This is a genomic window from Rossellomorea sp. QJM3NY_18, assembly GCF_056173145.1.
This window is the reverse complement of sequence record NZ_CM149659.1, coordinates 2,773,119-2,789,249: the sequence shown is the minus strand read 5'-3', so window position 1 is coordinate 2,789,249 and position 16,131 is coordinate 2,773,119. Positions and strand designations below refer to the sequence as shown.

Here is a 16,131-nt window from a genome sequence, read left to right as displayed (position 1 = left end):
TAGAGAGATTGGTAAATCAGTAAATGCTTCTTTGAATGTGATTCCTTCTAATGATTTGTTCTAATCGTTCTTCACATAGTTCTGGAGATACCAAGAACATATCTGACATTTGTTTAATCACATCTCGATCATTGATAGGAATGTATTTAATCATGTGGTAGGGGATAGCTGCATACTGAGTAAAGTGATGTGCATCCCATTCCTGGAGCTCTCTAAACGAAGCAGGCATAATGGTTTGAACGCCTGAATGTCTAAGGATATGGCACAACTCATGAAAGAAAATCTCCCTGTGTTTTTCTATCGGTTCCCTACTATCAATTACAATGTCTTGGTATCTACCAATCACGTGAAAGCTGCTTGGTATAGGCTTCTTCTTTACATAAATACCTAGGAACCTAGATATTCGTTCCTCACTAATTGAATTCGGATTTGTTATTCCGATCCTAGAATAGAACCGAGATACCCAATCTTCTAAACCGGTGGTCCTGTATGATAATTGGTACATTTTGCTCACCTCGGTAACATTATACAAACATACGTTCGTATTTACAACGATTTTAAACCCCTTCCAATATGGTAAGGGGTTTAAAATTAGTTTATTAGTCATGAAAAAATATCAGTTATCTAAAAGGTTTTCTACTTTCTCTTTACACTTCGAACAAGAAAGCTCATTCACATCTCTAAAATAAATTGCCTTCATTGCCTCTTTATCATCTTCATAAAAATCAGGAAAAGGAATTCCGCATTCTGTCACTTTAGAGTTTTTTATAGCATGTTTTTTGTTAGAAACAGGTCCTTCAATTACGGGGAAAAGCAAATTAAAACCTCCGAAATGATAAGAATAAGTATAGTAATAATTTTATCATGAGGCTATTAAATATTGGATTAAAATAGACAAAATGGTAATTAATGATCAGAGAAAATTAATAATTTATTTAATGGAATATTAAACTAATTACAATTCACTAAACTAAACAAGATAATATTAATGAAAATATGAAAATTTGCATCATTTTAGTAGAGAAACTTCGAATTCTCATAGGGCTTTTAACCCTACCTTTCCCAACTTCTGATTAAAAGGTATTAGGAAGAATCCCCCGAATTTGTTAAGTATACCAAAAAAGGAGGGTTCTCTATGAACTTGAAGAAAATTGTTTCAACTACTCTAGCTTTATCAATTTGTGTCGCACCAGCCATCGGATTAGCAAAGGTACAACCAACAGATTTTAACCACCACGATCATGACCACGCATCAGCAACAACTACTTACATTGACTCTTTACCAAAAGCTAAGGAATACGCACCTGACAAAGGTCCTGCTAAAGTTGAAAAGTCTACTAAAGTAGTAGAATTAGACGAGAAGGGTAAAGTGAAGAAATCATCGAATACCAAAAATACACTTTCAAATGAGAAGCAATCCATTCAAAAAGCAACAGCGGCAGCTAATAGAACAGTAACGGTCCTTGCAGTAGCAGATGAGGAGTATCGTGCTGCATATAGCGACTGGCAAAGTAGAGTACAACAGATCGTTGAAAATGCAGATGATGCATTTATTAGAGACCATGGAATTGACTTCCAAGTACAAGCAGTAGGAAATTGGACTTCGCAAGGTGGGAATAGCTCACAAATCTTATCAGATTTAAGTAGGGATTGGTCAGGATATAATTATGACTTTGTTGTAGGTTTCTCAAGAGATGCAAACTTTGAAGCCGGTGGAATTGCTTACGTCTATTCTTCTGATCCAGGGACAGCATTCAGCGTTAACTTAGATCAAGGTGTAACAAACACTTCTAAAGCAGCTCAACATGAATTCTCTCATAATTATGGGTTAGGCCATGATGCACAAGGTAGTGGAATTCGATGCATAATGAACTATGATTATTCATATTCAGTAGATTACTGGCACCCAGCTCATAATACACAGATTCAGAATAATAAAGTTTGGTATGGTCAGTAATTATTCATCAACCTTCCTCTTTTGAGGGAGGTTATTTTGTTTCAAAAGTTAATTTATATTTTAGATATGAATAAAAGAGGAATTAACCATAATTCTTAAATTTTTCGTAGAACCTAGATACATACTCTATTATTCAGTGATTCTGTATGTGAATTGGTACATTTTACTCACCTCGAAAACATCATTCAAACATACGTTCGAATTTTCGGTAAAAAAACCCCCAGCAATCTCTGGGGGTTTAAATTGAATCTTTATAAACTTTCGAATAATCTATTATCTTCTTTAATGAAACTTCAATATATTCTGGAACCGATTGTGTGTTGATAAAGTCTGTTGTTTTTATTATTTTGTCTAGTGTATCAATGCTTTTTAAAAGGTCAATATTCTCATCACTTATCAAGGCAGATCGAAGTTGATGAAGAATCGTAATCTCAATTTGATTTGAAAAAATAATTATACCTTCCAAAATTTCCTTATTTCCTTGTGTTATTTCATCAGCAATTGTTCCTAAATCATCTGAAAACTGAGTCAGTAATAAATAAATTTTTTCTACAGGAATTAAATTACTTTTTAACTCATCTTTAATTCTTGCTACTACAGAATTCAAATACTTTTCTTCTTTTTCAACGAGTTTGTCGTTTTGCATATTTATTTGGACTAAAGCAACATTATATGCAATAATCCCTCCAATAAGACTTCCTAAAACAGAACCAGTAATAGATCCGACTGAAGCCCACAAGGTATCCCAAGGTTTATCAAAATACGGAGTTAAGTAGTTTACTGTTAGAAAAAATGTTAAAAAGATACCAATACTAAATCCTAAACTTATTCCGGACCAAATCATTAATTTATTATTCATTATTTATAAGGTCCAATACTGTTCTTTTGAATAGTTCAATTTTATGAGAGATTGGTTGACCCTTAGAGTTTTCATTTTCATTAAGAACAATTTCAAGATCAATGCTTTTTACATCCCCTTCATCAGTGAAACAACTTTCTTTATCTTTAGTGGAAGATGAAGGGGATAGTTGCTTTAAATGTTCTGGTAACTCCTGCAGAGCCTCAAAAGTTGAGTTAGGATCTTTTTTATCAATTTTAGAAATTTCAGAAGGGATTTCTAATTGGTCTTTCACCTTGAAAAGAACCTTAATATGTCTTTGGACTTGATTGATACTATAGGTTTTACCACACTCTTCACAAAATAAACTGTCTCCAATATTATCAGGATCTAAATAAATCTTTGAATCTGTGCAAGATGTTCTAGAACATTCGAAAAAATAAATGACTTCAAGAATACCTTCCTCACCTGAAAAATAAATAAAAAATTTCACACTCTCGTTTACTTTTAATCCTTGCTCATAAGCAAATTTATAAGGACTTAGGTAACCTTTACTTTGAAGGGCGTGTCTTCTTATAAATAAATCAAACTCATCTACAGAAATATTAGGGAATATATATTGGACGTCGGTATTATTGTAAATATTCATTAATCTTCTGTAATACATATTCCTCCTTCTCCTTTCTATCTGGGGTTCGCATCCTATAATAATAGTGTACGATCAAAGTATCATGTCTAGACTCTAATCTAACTTGGACAAACTCCGGGTCTTCATTTTCAGTTGGATCTGAGATATACCAATGAAATCCGGCTTCTTGCATATCGTCACTCTTAAAAATTAATTCTTTAAGGTGCCAATAAACCTTTGAACCATATATCGGACTCTTGTCATCAGTTCTTGAGGACGCTTTTGTTAAGCGTCCTTCTCTAAAAATAAACCTAAATACCCATCCGTTACTAAAAAGAGTGTCAGCGCATGTTTGGGATATTTCCTGATATATCACACTTTTGATTTGTTGTATATAATCTTCCTCAGAAGGCAACCCTTTACCTTCTAGAAATTCCCTAATATCATTTTCTGTGTTTTCATGAACTTGGGCATTTAATATTTCTTCTGCTTCTGAACTTAAATCCTTAAAGAGACTAGAGATGGTCTCTTTGGGGTTTTCTTCATTTAAACCATTTATATTTAATCCTAATTCTTCAAAAAATGAGTAATTATTTTTTACCCCATTTAAGATATCCTTTAAATTAGATAAGACATCTAAAGGATCGTCATGGAATGAATCTAATAGCTTTTGATCAAATCTAAAAAGCACGATATTATTTTCTAAATTAATTGTAACACCTGAAAAGAAGTTATAGTATTCCCCATTGTTTTCCACCACACCAATTTTAAACAAAAAATGAATCGCTTTTACCTTATTGTCCCACTCAATGCGAGTACTGCACAATTCGTAATCGTTGGATCCTAGATTATTAATTAGTAGTTTATTAAAATTTAATTCACTTATATAGTGAAAAAAATCTTCCACTTCTTTAGGATTTTCAGATTTTAGTATTGGACTTAAACTTTCATTCTTGTAGATATAATGCCAATTGTTAATGGAATAAAAAAGCTGTGAAAATAGAAATTCATCAATTGCTTCTTTTGTGAAGGATGCAGTCGAACGCAACTCTTCTTTTATAATTCTTGAAATCGGGGTGTATCTATCTTCACCCGCATTTGGTATTATTCTTTTACTTCTTAACTTCACCTGGTTTTCTCTAAAGAACGTTTCAAAATCTTTTTTATGAATATTTCTCAAACTATTTTTAGCTAACATTTTAACAAACAATCCTTCCTTACTTAAGGTATATATGTAATGAGTTTAAGAAACGAGTAAACTTATCCTAACAATCCCAAATTAATAATCTTTAATCTACATGGGAGTTTTAATAAACCTCATCCCAAAAGTCATTCTCATGAACAATGAGTATCCCTGATCCTTCTCTTCTCATCTGCACAGCTTTTTCTACTTTCCTACCGTAACAAGAAAATGCCCAACAAGGATTTCCGTCTCCACCAACAATAAGGTAATCAGTCTTCTTAGTAATGCCTTTATTAAACGTACCACCTTTGGTAGTGATAAGTTCAGCTATTTCATTTCGAGTTGCCTGAGAAGAAGTACCGGTGAAGCAGAAGTTCTTTCCTGCAAACTCTATCTCAGGGCATACTGCACAGATCCCACTTACAGAATACTTTCCTTGCAATGTTTTAATTTCAAATTCATTTACATTGTAAGAAATTTTTGTATCAACGAAGTTGCCAAAGAAAGCCTTGAGCATGTGTCTTTCGTCTTCACTAATAACCCCATCTTCCCCAGCGCTAGTGAGCAGGCTGTCTATTTCATCAAATGGATAAGTACCTTTAAGGAAATCATGATCCTCTACCCAATTTGACAACTGATTGATTTCGATTTCAGTCAATTCGTTGTCTGCTAATAGTCCATGAAGGATACCTTCGAGTTGCTGAATTGAAGAAGTGATGAGATTATAATATTCTTTGAAATCGTCTTCTTTAATAACCTTGTGGCAAAGCCATAGGATGTCCTCGACTTCATCAGGTTCTAAAATGTTATCTTCCAGTGCATGATCAATAACAGGGATGATTTCAGAGAATGGAGATTTCTTTTGTAAATGCCTGTGCATACTGCACCAATGAATGACCTCCTCAAGCTCATCCAGATTTATTGCCTGATCTAACCGTATACCTTCAATCATGCCAATTAGAGTATTAATAGCCTTATGTACCTCTGCCTTCGAGGTGTATTTTCGATACTCGTGTATTTCCTTATAACTATTACTCATGACACTACCTCCTATTTTTTGAGATTTTATTTTTCTTAGCAGTTCAACGATACAAGGTGGTTATAGCTAAAGATGTATTAGTGAGAATTTATTTAATCGGGTGGAAAACTGTAGAAATGTAACACAAAATAATACTATATATACTATTTAACCAAATTACACCACATTTTTACAGGAGAATATTAGATTAATAGTAATTTTATGCTATATTTACATAGGTATTTAGAATGTAGTTTACGGAGGTTTAGATGTTTATTCAAATAGTTTCAACGTTATTTAGGGTTAATACTACATTTTTATTAGTATTTTTGGGTGTTTGCTCAATTATTTTTATTTACACTTATCTTACTAATACAAAGCATCAAAAGAAGCTGTATTCAAAAGAGATCACCTTACTACCTGATCTTTTAAAATGGATAACAATCATTATTGTGTATGCATTCATTATGTATAACTTAGTAGATTTAGAAATTAATTTAGAAAAAGATCAATCAGAAAGAATTTCTTTGATTAGCTTTTGGCTCATTATTATCACCGCCTTTATTGTTTTTCTTACAAGTTTAATAATTGAATTTGATGAAAATCGATTTAAAAAAATTCCTAGATTTATTTCAGGAATTTTATCGCAATGGTCGAAAATTACTTTTAGTATGCTTGCAATGGTGGTAGTAGCTGTTGCTTATGGATTCCTAACCAATGCAATAATGTACCTCTACTTTTTCTCCGCTAAAGCGCCAGAAGTTTCATCTACAAAACAAATATTATATGAATTTTATGATTTAGGAGTATCGGGTCCTTTTGTTACGATTTTTTTAGGATTTGGTTTGGTAGCGGTGCAAATTACAAATAAATTCTGGAATTTTATTATTGAGAATATTATTGCAGAGAAAGAATCAGTAGATATTCGACTTACTAGCGGAAACATAATTCGAGGAGTACATTTATACAAATCACCAATTGGTAAGTACATTTACGTAGGAAACAACAAGCACCATGCCTCTTCTTCACAGATTATTGCTATAAGTAAGAAAGAAATAGAAACAATTCTATTTAAGAAGGAATATAAAAATTACAGAGAAAAAAATAACATTATTATTCAAAATACCAAGAGGTGATCCAGAAAAGATGTGTTCATTCCAATCGATAAAGAATTTACTAAATATAGTAAGGATATGAAGAAAATAAAACTGTTTTAGGGGAATCCAAAAATGAAAAAGAAAAACAACTATCTATTTTTACTGTTAACCACCATTTTTATGGTGGGTTGTGCCGACGTAGAAAATGTACCTACTACTAAGGAAAAAACAGATCAAGAAGTACCCGCAGCAAATACAATTGAAAATAGTGAGAAAGCAGAAACCACTGCGGTTGAGGAAGAACCAGTAGAAGAGGAACCAACCAAAGAAGAAACACCAACTGAAACAAATGATGACCTGTTTTCAGGTTACAACCTTATAGAAGTTGATGGTGGTGATCTGTCTGGAAATCGTGAAGCTAATGTCGTAGTTGACATTGGTTTTGGGGCCCGTATATATTGGGCATTTACGAATGAATACGGCCAACTAGTACGTGTCATTGCTGACAAAATCATTATACAAGATGACAGTAACGAACCAGTATTGTCGTCTGGCAGATACTACTCTGATGAGGCAAAGGTACCTGGTGTTGAAAGTGACGTTTTAGATGAAGGCCATGTCATTGCCGATTCTCTTGGAGGAGTATCGAATGTTTATAATATTACACCCCAAGAAAGTACGCTCAACCGCCATGGTAATCAAGCCTATATGGAAGACGTAATCCGTAAAGCTGGAGGAGTCACTAATTTCGAAGCAATTATCACGTATCCAGATACTGAAACACAAATCCCTTCAAGTTATCAGTATACCTATACTTTAAACGGTGATGAGGTTGTTGATTCCTTTGACAATGTGAACCCTGATGAAGTAAATGAATCACTCGGACTAACAGAGAGTGAGCCTTCAGATTCAACTCCAACTAGTTCAGACACTAGCGGTGATATCTCAAGCGTTGATACAAACGGTAATGGCCAGGTTACAATTAAAGAAGCAGAAGATGCAGGTTTTACTATGCCAATAATGAGTGATCACTGGTTATATCCTTATATGCGGGATAATGATAATGACGGTATGGTAGGGGAGTAGGCTATATAGCCCGAAAGCCGTACCAGGAGCTATAAATGGTAGGTATCAAAGGGAATCTATGAAAGTGATGAGAGGAATTTGTACCATAAAAGTGATGAAAATCCATTGAATGAGGGATGACTTCAAAGCAACAGGTGAGAAGACTATGCTTCTTTAAAAGATAATATACTATTATTGAAGGTCAGGCGAACCTTACCATTTTCTCCACGCGCAATTGCCGATTAGTAGGAAGGGTATAAAATTGATTGCTTTCTTGGTGGAACATCAATGGAAAGCAAGGAAGTTTCTCGTTTACACGTACTACTTTTACAACTTGTCCTGTAGACAAAACTACTACAGAATCCAAAGGGAAAATCTCTAGCAGGAGACAGAATTCTTGAATGACCCCTTCATTAAACAAGTCCAAATCATTTGATAAGATAACTAAGGCTTCAGACGCATTAAATGCTGATCGATATGGGCGATTCAAGGTTAAAGCTGAATAGACATCCACAATTCCAAGGATTTGTGCTTCTAGTTTTATTTGCTCCTCAATTAGTCCTTCTGGATATCCCGACCCGTCATTTCTTTCATGATGGTATAATGCAAGTTCTGATACATTTAAGGAGAATTTATGATCTTTAAGTAGTTCAGACCCATTGATTGTATGAAATTTTATTATGTCAAACTGCTCTTCAGTGAGTTTCGATGGCTTTAGTAAAATATCCAACGGGGTCTGTAATTTCCCTATATCATGTAATAGGCAACCAGTTGCAAAATCCTCTTTATTAGGGATATTAAGCTTTTTCCCTAATAAAGCCCCAAGGATAAACACGTCCATAGAATGGTAAAAGGTATATAAATCATAGTTCATTAATTCTTCCATTAACCCACTTGTTTTAACTTGTCCCATGATTTTTAGAAAAAGTCTCTCTATCCATTCGTACGTCTCATTATTATTCAAAGCTGTTCCGTACCTGGACTCCTGACCACAGTGTATAAGACTGTTAAACAAAATTCTCTTATATTCAATTTCATCTTTCGATAAAATATCAGGTGTTATGTTAGAATCACCTACAATATTCACTTCATGAATATGAAACTTGTTCAACCTTTTAATCAGTTGGGAATCAATAATCTTTCCTTTCTTTACAATTAGAGAATTATCCCTGAATACATCCAAAGCTAAGACGTCACCTTCTCTTAACTCTTCAATTTTTTTCTGTTCAACTATTTTATTCATTAATCCACCTCTTATAATGGAAATTTAGGTATTATTACCCAGGTAATAATAACCATAAAAGGAGTATAGCACCAAAAATACAAAAATACAAATATAATGTTATAAAATAACAATATATTTACAAATGCCTTATTTGCTTAAGTGAATTATGTGCTAGGAACCCATTAGCAGCTTCGAGCAAAATTCTTATGTTGGTGGAGTATGCTTATTTGAAAGTACTACTCCTTAATCGTTTTATTCAAAAAAGCTCAGAGGAGATTCTCTGGGCCATTTTTGTACATTATTTGTCTTCTTTATTCCTTTGTTTCGCCTGAAACACTACATATTCAAAATGCTTCTTAATTTCTTCAATATCCTCCTGAGAAAGATCCTTCCATTTCTCAATATTAAAGAAACCAAATTGTTCTATGCCGTATTCTTTAACAAGCTTGTTTACTTCCTCAAGTGTATCTTCTTTGCCTATTGCTTTTTCTTCACGACCAAGTAGGAAATCAATCGAAACCTCAAAGTAATCAGCAATTTTCTTTAACATGTCATAATCTGGTTTTCGCTCATCCTTTTCGTAACGTGACAAGACAACATTTGAAACTCCTAATTTTTGAGCAAAGTCTTTTTGTGAAATATTTTCTCGTTCTCTCAACTGTTTTATATTACTTCCTAATGAAGACATCAGCTTCATTCCTTTACCGGTGTATTTATGTATATAGATTACCATTTACCAATGCGGTAAGAAATAAAGTTGACAAAATGGTAATATATTTGTTGACATTACCAAAAAGGTAATTTATTATATAGTTAAAGTTACCGATTCGGTAACAAGAGGAGGTGATTAAATGAAATTTCAAAGAAGGCTAATAAACTTTGAAAAGATAAAATCTTTAAGAGTAAATCAAAACCTTACTATTGACCATATGTCCAAGGTTCTTGGGTACGATGGGTACAACGCTTATTACTACAAAGAAAACGGAAAAAGAAAAATAAGTGCTGAAGAGATAGCGATCATCGCCAAAGTTTTAGGTGTACCAATCGAAACGCTTTTTTTTGAAAATGAAATTACCAATTCGGTAATTAAATTCAAGGAGGTAATTTAAATGAACCAACCATCAGAAGAAACAATCAAAAAAATCCTACGTTACTTTTTAAAAACATCAGTCCCAAGAATCATCGAAGAACGAAAACAAAAATCTGAAAAAGCAAGTTAACTTCATTTTATGAACTAAGCCTGAACATTGAAATCCATAAATAGGTAAAGGAAGGAGCAACCCTTATGAAAGTCATGGAAGGGGAGGAGCTTGCTAGTGCGAGAAGGCGCAAAGGTATAACACAACAACAGCTATCACTTAAGCTTCCAATTTCAAGAGAAAGCATTGCAAAGTATGAAACGGGGAGGCAGCGCTTCCCTAAAGATTTAAGAGCTCTAACAGCCGAAGCAATCGACGATGAAGAATATTACTTTGTCAGATGGAACGAGTCAGCCGGGGATGTATCAATACCCTATCTAAACGGAGAATTTATTGAACATCATCCTACAGCCATGATGCTCCTGGTCAAAAAAGAATCACTAGAAGCTTTGGATCATCTTGAAAAAGCATGTTGGTACAAGCCGGTGAGATCTCAAAGTGATTCAGAGCGAGAGGACATGAGAAAGGTTGCATTTGAAGTATTGGATGCTGCAGCCAGTATGATCAACTTGGTCGCTCTGATATCCAAAGAATATCAATTCTCCATGATACAGATTTTTAAACAATGGAGACTAACACTAAAGGCACGGAGGTTACAAAAATGATTACCCAAACATTCAAGAAAGAAGATTTACGCCAGGCAGCTCAACATCAAAGAGGGTCCTGGAACTCTATTCAGGCGATTGAAGAAAATATCCAAGAAGGAAAATATAAGGATGCCTTGTTATCTACAGTGGATCTACTCAACTCCATTAAAGAGCTTGATAGATTGGCAGAGAAAAAGGTAAAGCAGGATGAATTGCATCATATCACTCAAACATTTGTAAATGTCATGATGAACCGAAGCTAGGAAGGGGTGGAGGACATGAAAATCAAAGCAGGGGAATGGTTAAAGCTTTCAACATTTGAAAAAACACTTTTACTTAGAAACAAAACAAAAAAGCAGCAAGCTAAGGCAGGCACCAAAGCTTACTGCGTCTCACTATTTATGCGCAATTAGGATTATATAACGTGATTTAATGTACATGCAAATTTAATGCATTACCAATTTAAGGAGGTGAAGCAAATGCTTGAACATCCGGATATCACGAGAGTAGAGAAACATGGATACACCAATATGGTTTCTCAGCCGGAACACAATGGAATTGATTATTTCGGAAACGAAATTTTGGTTGGAGATTCAATTATAACGGATCCAGATAATGGAGAAGTCATCTTGGAAGAAAATTTAGAGGATTACTTGATTGAAAAATGTAAGTTCCATTTCTCAATAGCAGAGTAAAGACCTGTGCTGGCACACAGGTCTAGTTGGAAAGAGGGGTTGAATCCTCTTAAATGGAATTAAATTTATTTTACTGCACTTTGAAAACGAAATCAAATGGAGGGGAAAAAATGGCATCTGTATTAGCTACTACAACAGATATAGAACATAAAGAATGGCTGGAATTGAGAAGAAAAGGAATTGGGGGATCGGATGCCTCAATCATCCTTGGACTTAACAAGTATAAAACACCCTTTGAATTATGGCTTGAGAAGACTGGCCAGGTAGTTGTAGAGGAATCCTCAAGTGAGGCAGCCTATTTCGGGAATTTATTCGAGGATATGGTCGCAAAAGAATTTGAGGTTCGAATGGGAAAGAAAGTACGGAAACGAAATGCCATTCTGCAACACCCTGATCATTATTTTATTATCGCCAATATCGACCGTAAGGTGGTCGGAGAAGATGCTCTCCTGGAGTGTAAAACAGCTAATCAGTTTCTACTGAAGGAATGGGAAAGTGAAGAGATACCGGAGTCCTACTTGGTACAGGTACAACACTATTTAGGAGTACTGGGTTATCCAAAAGCATATATCGCGGTACTCATCGGCGGAAACAAATTTATCTGCAAGGAAGTTGAACGTGACGAGGAACTAATTAACATCATATTTGAAGCGGAAAAACACTTCTGGCAGTACCATGTGATCGAAGGAAACCCACCTGCATTAGATGGATCGAGTGCTGCTGAAAAGTATTTGAAAGATAAATACTCATCTGCAGAAAAAGGAAAGACGGTTGAACTGAAGGGAAGTCACAAAGATCGAATCCTTCAATACTTCGATCTAAAGAAAACAATTAGTGAACTCGAAAAGCAAAAGAAACATATCCAACATGACCTGCAGCATGAGTTAAAAGAAGCAGAATTAGGCTTCTGCTCAAACTACGAAGTAGCCTGGAAGCCGATTGAATCATATAGAGTAGATTCAAAGCTATTAAAAGAGAAGTTTCCGAATATATATAAAGAAGTAACCAAAAAGAGTGCTTATAGACGATTTGATATTAAGGAGGCTAAATAATGGCCACCAATCAATCTCTAAAAACGCAACTAGCGAACAAGAGTGGACAAGCTCCTTCTACCCAAGGATCCACTATGAAAGGGTTACTAGCGAGTCCCAGTGTAATTAAGCGCTTTGAAGAGGTATTAGGTAAACGAGCAACACAGTTTACCGCCTCGATCCTTAGTCTTTACAACAATGAAAAGATGCTACAGAAAGCTGAACCAATGTCGGTTATCTCTTCAGCGATGATTGCAGCTACATTAGACCTTCCAGTAGATAAGAATCTAGGATATGCCTGGATCGTCCCATATGGGGGCAAGGCGCAATTTCAACTTGGTTATAAAGGTTATATTCAATTAGCTCTTAGAACCGGACAGTACCGGTATATAAACGTCACACCGATTCATGAAGGGGAGTTGATTAAATGGAATCCCCTTACAGAGGAAATCGACATCGATTTTGAACGAAGAGAATCAGAAGCCGTCATTGGGTATGCAGCATATTTTGAACTACTAAATGGATTTAGAAAAACCGTCTACTGGACCAGAGAGCAAGTAGAAAAGCATCGGAAGAAGTTCAGCAAATCAGATTTTGGTTGGAAGAATGACTGGGATGCTATGGCCATGAAAACGGTACTGAAGAACCTCTTATCTAAATGGGGCATTCTATCAGTCGAAATGCAAAAGGCAGTAATTGAAGATAACGAGGATCGTGAACTAAAAGATGTTACTCCTGAAGAGGATGATAACACAATTGAATATGAGGTACAGGAAGAACAAACGAAAGAACCCGTAAAAGCATCTAAAGAGAAAAATGGCACGAAAGATTCAGCACAAGACACGATGGACATGAATTTTGATTAACCAAGAAGTGCCTTACAAAGTCCTTCTTCCAAGATGGATTTGGGAGAAGGCTCAAAGTAAGGAAGAGTTGAAACGACTTGTATTGGACTATATGAAGCGATATCCCCACTATCACGTAAAAGGTATTCAAGAGGGGAAAGCGATATGTGAGAGGAAGGAAGAGGAATTATGAAAGCAACTGGAATCGTGAGAAAGATTGATGAATTAGGTAGAGTGGTTATTCCAAAGGAGATTAGGAGAACACAGGGGTTGAATAGTGGAACACCATTAGAAATGTTTTTGGATCATGGCGGTATTGTCTTCAGACCTTATCAATCGGATGTAACCAAGAACAATACGCTCACATGGTTAGAAAACGCTTTGTCAGACGCAACGAACCACGAAGATAGGGAATCTATTTCAGCAGCAATTTCATACGTAAGACAAGCATAGAGGTGATTGTTTGAATTATCTAAAGGAACTCAAAGCTTTTAAGGATTGGTTGCTACTGAACGATCTTAATACCAGCGCAATTGCGTTATGGCACACACTGATGGCTATAAACAATATGGCTGGCTGGAAAGAACGATTCAATGCTCCCAACTCCACAGTAGAGAAATTGACTGGCCTTTCAAAGCAAGGGCTGGTCAATGCTCGAATAAAGCTTATCGAAAATGAACTGATTGAGTACGAAAAAGGTAAGAAAGGGAAAGCTCCCATCTATAAGGTAAAGTCATTGGTCAACTCAGTTGACCAATCGCTATACCAATCCGATACCCAATCCGTATACCAATATGGATACCAATCCGAGGACCAACAGTTGACCATACCTAAACATAAACAAAACAAAACGAAACTAAAAGAAGATGTAGTAGATGATGCCCCTGCATCACTTAATCCGTTTCAGTTTTACGAGCAAGAGGGGTTTGGGATCCTGGGTGGGTATATACCTCAAAAGATTGTCTCTTGGTGTGATGATCTCTGTGAGGAGTTAGTACTTGAAGCTATGAAGATTGCTGTAGAACAAGGGACGAAGAAATGGGGCTACGTTGAGGCCATTCTTAACAACTGGTCCCAAAAGGGGATTAAAACCCTGGATCAGTCTCGAGCTGAACAACAGAAATTTAAAGAGCAGAGGACCAAGCGAACGCCTGCAAGGAATGGCAAGGTGCGACCAATTCGCACTGAGAGATTGCCAGATTGGTTTGAGGAAAATAAGACTTCCACACAGAATCAACAAAGCGACTCTAGTGACTATGATTTTGAGAAAGAAAAGGCAAAGCTTGAAGCTGAGCTTTTAGCGTTTAAGAGGGGGTAATGAAATGGGTGTATTATATGATTCAATTAAGATTAGTCAGGAAAAGAAGTCCCAGGGGATGATCAGTGAGCTCTTAACCTTAGGAGTTACTGAAACCAAGAGAGGGACCAGCATTTATGACCTGAATTATTATGATTTAAGGCAAGAATTAGCCATCGCTAAATTTAGAAACAGGAATGTTGAGAGTTCTGAGAATGGGTGGTTTTGAGTAATGAAGATGATTCAGTTTACGGTCTATGGAACTCCCGTAGCCCAGGGGAGGCCAAGGTTTAGTTCTCAAGGAGGATATACCAGGGCTTATGATCCTAAGAAGTCTAAGGACTTTAAGAAGTATGTAAAATTGGTGGCTGCAGAACATCGTCCGAGGGAGATACTGGATGGGCCCATTCAATTGTTTATCAGAGTGTACAAGCCCACGCTAAAGAACTTCAGCAAAAAGAAATTAGCTGCAGCTGAAGCTGGTGAATTAAGGCCAGTGACAAAGCCTGACGTAGACAACTACGTGAAAGGAATCAAGGATGCTTGTAACCAGATTCTCTGGAAGGACGATAGCCAGGTAGTTGAGTTATTAGCAAGCAAGTGGTATAGCGAGACACCTCGAATTGAGATCATGGTTGTGCCAATTGGAGAATAAAAAAAGGGAGAAGCGACTTTTAATATCGTTTCTCCTTCCAATGAATTAGAAATTCTAAGATTTCTATGTACTAATTAATTGATGTAAGCATGCATTTGCTTTGAGTCAATCTTTTGTTGTAGCGCATCTTCAACCATTCTTATGAAATCTAGGGAAGTTCCAACTCTCTTTGAATCAATCAAAATATCTTGAAGCGTTTCTTCTGATAAAACAATTAATGAGTTCAAAAAAATCACCCTTTCCTACGGATGTCGAAATAACTATTTAAAATTATTTTACTGTTATTTACAGAATAATGGAATAGAATTGGATGATTTTATTTGTGATAAATGAACTATTTTACTTTTTGGATTTCTGATTTATGAACAAGTTCTATATTGGAGTAACCTTTAGCAATTTCAATGTATTCACTATCGTAAATCCAATGAACGGTATATTCTTCATCCTGGTACAGAACCTTATCGCCTATATTGAATATCATTTTAGTACCTCACAATTTTATTTATGGGTATATAATACCATTGCTATATTTTGGCCATTATATCGAAAATAGGCAGAATAGCATGGTGAGGTAGTATTTATCATAGTGGGACACAGTGGTTTGAAGAAAATATTCTTTTAGGCATTTTTGCACATTGCTCTTTATTTATCGTTACTCGGATGAACTTTTTCACTGAGGGTTGTGATTTCTTTAATAATAGTTTCTTTATATTTTGGACAGTTACAAGATTGATACTCTTTAAATAATGATCCTAGCTTTTTTATATATGTAAGGATTTCATATTCTTTCAATTGATATCACCCTCCACCA

25 protein-coding genes are annotated in these 16,131 nt (G+C 35.4%); 15 read left to right on the top strand and 10 right to left on the bottom strand.

Translation table 11 applies throughout. The features are described 5' to 3' along the window. Positions 1–16 precede the first annotated feature (16 nt). Both AC0VXY_RS14440 and AC0VXY_RS14435 read right to left on the bottom strand, forming a co-directional pair. Positions 17–607 (bottom strand): ImmA/IrrE family metallo-endopeptidase, encoded by a 591-nt coding sequence (locus AC0VXY_RS14440; RefSeq protein ID WP_475525646.1) that lies wholly within the window; start codon positions 605–607, stop codon positions 17–19. Between the two features lie 9 nt (positions 608–616). After that, positions 617–817 carry a hypothetical protein gene (locus AC0VXY_RS14435; RefSeq protein ID WP_475525645.1) on the bottom strand — a complete coding sequence of 67 codons (201 nt, stop codon included), beginning with the start codon at positions 815–817 and terminating at the stop codon, positions 617–619. Positions 818–1,135: 318 nt separating this feature from the next. Here AC0VXY_RS14435 and AC0VXY_RS14430 point away from each other — a divergent pair, with 318 nt between their 5' ends. Then, the gene (locus tag AC0VXY_RS14430) at positions 1,136–1,957 is read left to right on the top strand and encodes a zinc-dependent metalloprotease (RefSeq protein WP_475525644.1); all 822 of its coding nucleotides are present in this window, start codon (positions 1,136–1,138) and stop codon (positions 1,955–1,957) included. Between the two features lie 238 nt (positions 1,958–2,195). On the opposite strand, the gene AC0VXY_RS14425 is transcribed toward AC0VXY_RS14430, so the two are convergent. The 4 genes from AC0VXY_RS14425 to AC0VXY_RS14410 form a co-directional block, all read right to left on the bottom strand. Then, entirely contained in the window at positions 2,196–2,816 is a 621-nt protein-coding gene (locus tag AC0VXY_RS14425; RefSeq protein WP_475525643.1) for a hypothetical protein, read from the bottom strand. Continuing rightward, positions 2,809–3,444: a hypothetical protein gene (locus AC0VXY_RS14420; RefSeq protein WP_475525642.1), complete on the bottom strand. Its 636-nt coding sequence runs from the start codon at positions 3,442–3,444 to the stop codon at positions 2,809–2,811. Before AC0VXY_RS14420 ends, AC0VXY_RS14425 begins: the two co-directional genes overlap by 8 nt. Beyond that, positions 3,428–4,621, bottom strand: a complete 1,194-nt coding sequence (locus AC0VXY_RS14415; protein ID WP_475525641.1) for a type II toxin-antitoxin system Phd/YefM family antitoxin — start codon at positions 4,619–4,621, stop codon at positions 3,428–3,430. The genes AC0VXY_RS14420 and AC0VXY_RS14415 overlap by 17 nt, the downstream gene beginning before the upstream one ends. Positions 4,622–4,730: 109 nt before the next feature. After that, entirely contained in the window at positions 4,731–5,645 is a 915-nt protein-coding gene (locus AC0VXY_RS14410) for a BRCT domain-containing protein (RefSeq protein ID WP_475525640.1), read from the bottom strand. 248 nt (positions 5,646–5,893) lie between these two features. Between AC0VXY_RS14410 and AC0VXY_RS14405 the strand changes: the two genes are divergently transcribed. After that, on the top strand, positions 5,894–6,760 hold the full coding sequence (locus AC0VXY_RS14405; RefSeq protein WP_475525639.1) for a hypothetical protein: 867 nt from the start codon (positions 5,894–5,896) through the stop codon (positions 6,758–6,760). 93 nt (positions 6,761–6,853) lie between these two features. Beyond that, a complete protein-coding gene (locus tag AC0VXY_RS14400) occupies positions 6,854–7,807 on the top strand; it encodes a DNA/RNA non-specific endonuclease (RefSeq protein ID WP_475525638.1) in 954 nt (317 codons plus the stop codon). Positions 7,808–7,988: 181 nt separating this feature from the next. Here the strand turns inward: AC0VXY_RS14400 and AC0VXY_RS14395 are convergent, their stop codons facing one another. Both AC0VXY_RS14395 and AC0VXY_RS14390 read right to left on the bottom strand, forming a co-directional pair. Next, positions 7,989–9,029, bottom strand: a complete 1,041-nt coding sequence (locus AC0VXY_RS14395) for an HD-GYP domain-containing protein (protein WP_475525637.1) — start codon at positions 9,027–9,029, stop codon at positions 7,989–7,991. 280 nt (positions 9,030–9,309) lie between these two features. Next, on the bottom strand, positions 9,310–9,699 hold the full coding sequence (locus tag AC0VXY_RS14390; protein WP_475525635.1) for a helix-turn-helix domain-containing protein: 390 nt from the start codon (positions 9,697–9,699) through the stop codon (positions 9,310–9,312). Positions 9,700–9,862: 163 nt separating this feature from the next. On the opposite strand from AC0VXY_RS14390, the gene AC0VXY_RS14385 reads away from it, so the two are divergent. From AC0VXY_RS14385 to AC0VXY_RS14330, 12 genes are all read left to right on the top strand, one after another. Next, a complete protein-coding gene (locus AC0VXY_RS14385) occupies positions 9,863–10,120 on the top strand; it encodes a helix-turn-helix domain-containing protein (RefSeq protein ID WP_475525634.1) in 258 nt (85 codons plus the stop codon). A gap of 176 nt (positions 10,121–10,296) precedes the next feature. Beyond that, positions 10,297–10,815 (top strand): helix-turn-helix transcriptional regulator, encoded by a 519-nt coding sequence (locus tag AC0VXY_RS14380; protein WP_475525633.1) that lies wholly within the window; start codon positions 10,297–10,299, stop codon positions 10,813–10,815. Then, positions 10,812–11,060 (top strand): hypothetical protein, encoded by a 249-nt coding sequence (locus AC0VXY_RS14375; RefSeq protein WP_475525632.1) that lies wholly within the window; start codon positions 10,812–10,814, stop codon positions 11,058–11,060. The genes AC0VXY_RS14380 and AC0VXY_RS14375 overlap by 4 nt, the downstream gene beginning before the upstream one ends. A 15-nt stretch (positions 11,061–11,075) precedes the next feature. Beyond that, positions 11,076–11,210 (top strand): hypothetical protein, encoded by a 135-nt coding sequence (locus AC0VXY_RS14370; protein ID WP_475525631.1) that lies wholly within the window; start codon positions 11,076–11,078, stop codon positions 11,208–11,210. 66 nt (positions 11,211–11,276) lie between these two features. Next, positions 11,277–11,492 (top strand): YqaI family protein, encoded by a 216-nt coding sequence (locus AC0VXY_RS14365; protein ID WP_475525630.1) that lies wholly within the window; start codon positions 11,277–11,279, stop codon positions 11,490–11,492. A 110-nt stretch (positions 11,493–11,602) separates the two neighbouring features. Beyond that, on the top strand, positions 11,603–12,544 hold the full coding sequence (locus AC0VXY_RS14360; RefSeq protein WP_475525629.1) for a YqaJ viral recombinase family nuclease: 942 nt from the start codon (positions 11,603–11,605) through the stop codon (positions 12,542–12,544). Then, complete coding sequence (locus AC0VXY_RS14355) at positions 12,544–13,389, top strand: recombinase RecT (protein WP_475525628.1); 846 nt, start codon at positions 12,544–12,546, stop codon at positions 13,387–13,389. Before AC0VXY_RS14360 ends, AC0VXY_RS14355 begins: the two co-directional genes overlap by 1 nt. After that, entirely contained in the window at positions 13,382–13,561 is a 180-nt protein-coding gene (locus AC0VXY_RS14350) for a hypothetical protein (RefSeq protein ID WP_475525627.1), read from the top strand. Before AC0VXY_RS14355 ends, AC0VXY_RS14350 begins: the two co-directional genes overlap by 8 nt. Next, positions 13,558–13,821, top strand: coding sequence for an AbrB/MazE/SpoVT family DNA-binding domain-containing protein (locus AC0VXY_RS14345; protein WP_475525626.1), 264 nt, complete (start codon positions 13,558–13,560; stop codon positions 13,819–13,821). The genes AC0VXY_RS14350 and AC0VXY_RS14345 overlap by 4 nt, the downstream gene beginning before the upstream one ends. 10 nt (positions 13,822–13,831) lie before the next feature. Beyond that, positions 13,832–14,686, top strand: coding sequence for a DnaD domain-containing protein (locus AC0VXY_RS14340; protein ID WP_475525625.1), 855 nt, complete (start codon positions 13,832–13,834; stop codon positions 14,684–14,686). Positions 14,687–14,690: 4 nt separating this feature from the next. Next, the gene (locus AC0VXY_RS14335) at positions 14,691–14,894 is read left to right on the top strand and encodes a hypothetical protein (protein WP_279724296.1); all 204 of its coding nucleotides are present in this window, start codon (positions 14,691–14,693) and stop codon (positions 14,892–14,894) included. 9 nt (positions 14,895–14,903) lie between these two features. Further along, positions 14,904–15,320, top strand: coding sequence for a RusA family crossover junction endodeoxyribonuclease (locus AC0VXY_RS14330; RefSeq protein WP_475527871.1), 417 nt, complete (start codon positions 14,904–14,906; stop codon positions 15,318–15,320). A gap of 74 nt (positions 15,321–15,394) precedes the next feature. Here AC0VXY_RS14330 and AC0VXY_RS14325 read toward each other — a convergent pair whose 3' ends face one another. Next, complete coding sequence (locus tag AC0VXY_RS14325) at positions 15,395–15,547, bottom strand: hypothetical protein (RefSeq protein ID WP_475525624.1); 153 nt, start codon at positions 15,545–15,547, stop codon at positions 15,395–15,397. Positions 15,548–15,962: 415 nt separating this feature from the next. Continuing rightward, positions 15,963–16,112, bottom strand: a complete 150-nt coding sequence (locus AC0VXY_RS14320; protein WP_475525623.1) for a hypothetical protein — start codon at positions 16,110–16,112, stop codon at positions 15,963–15,965. Positions 16,113–16,131: the final 19 nt, after the last annotated feature.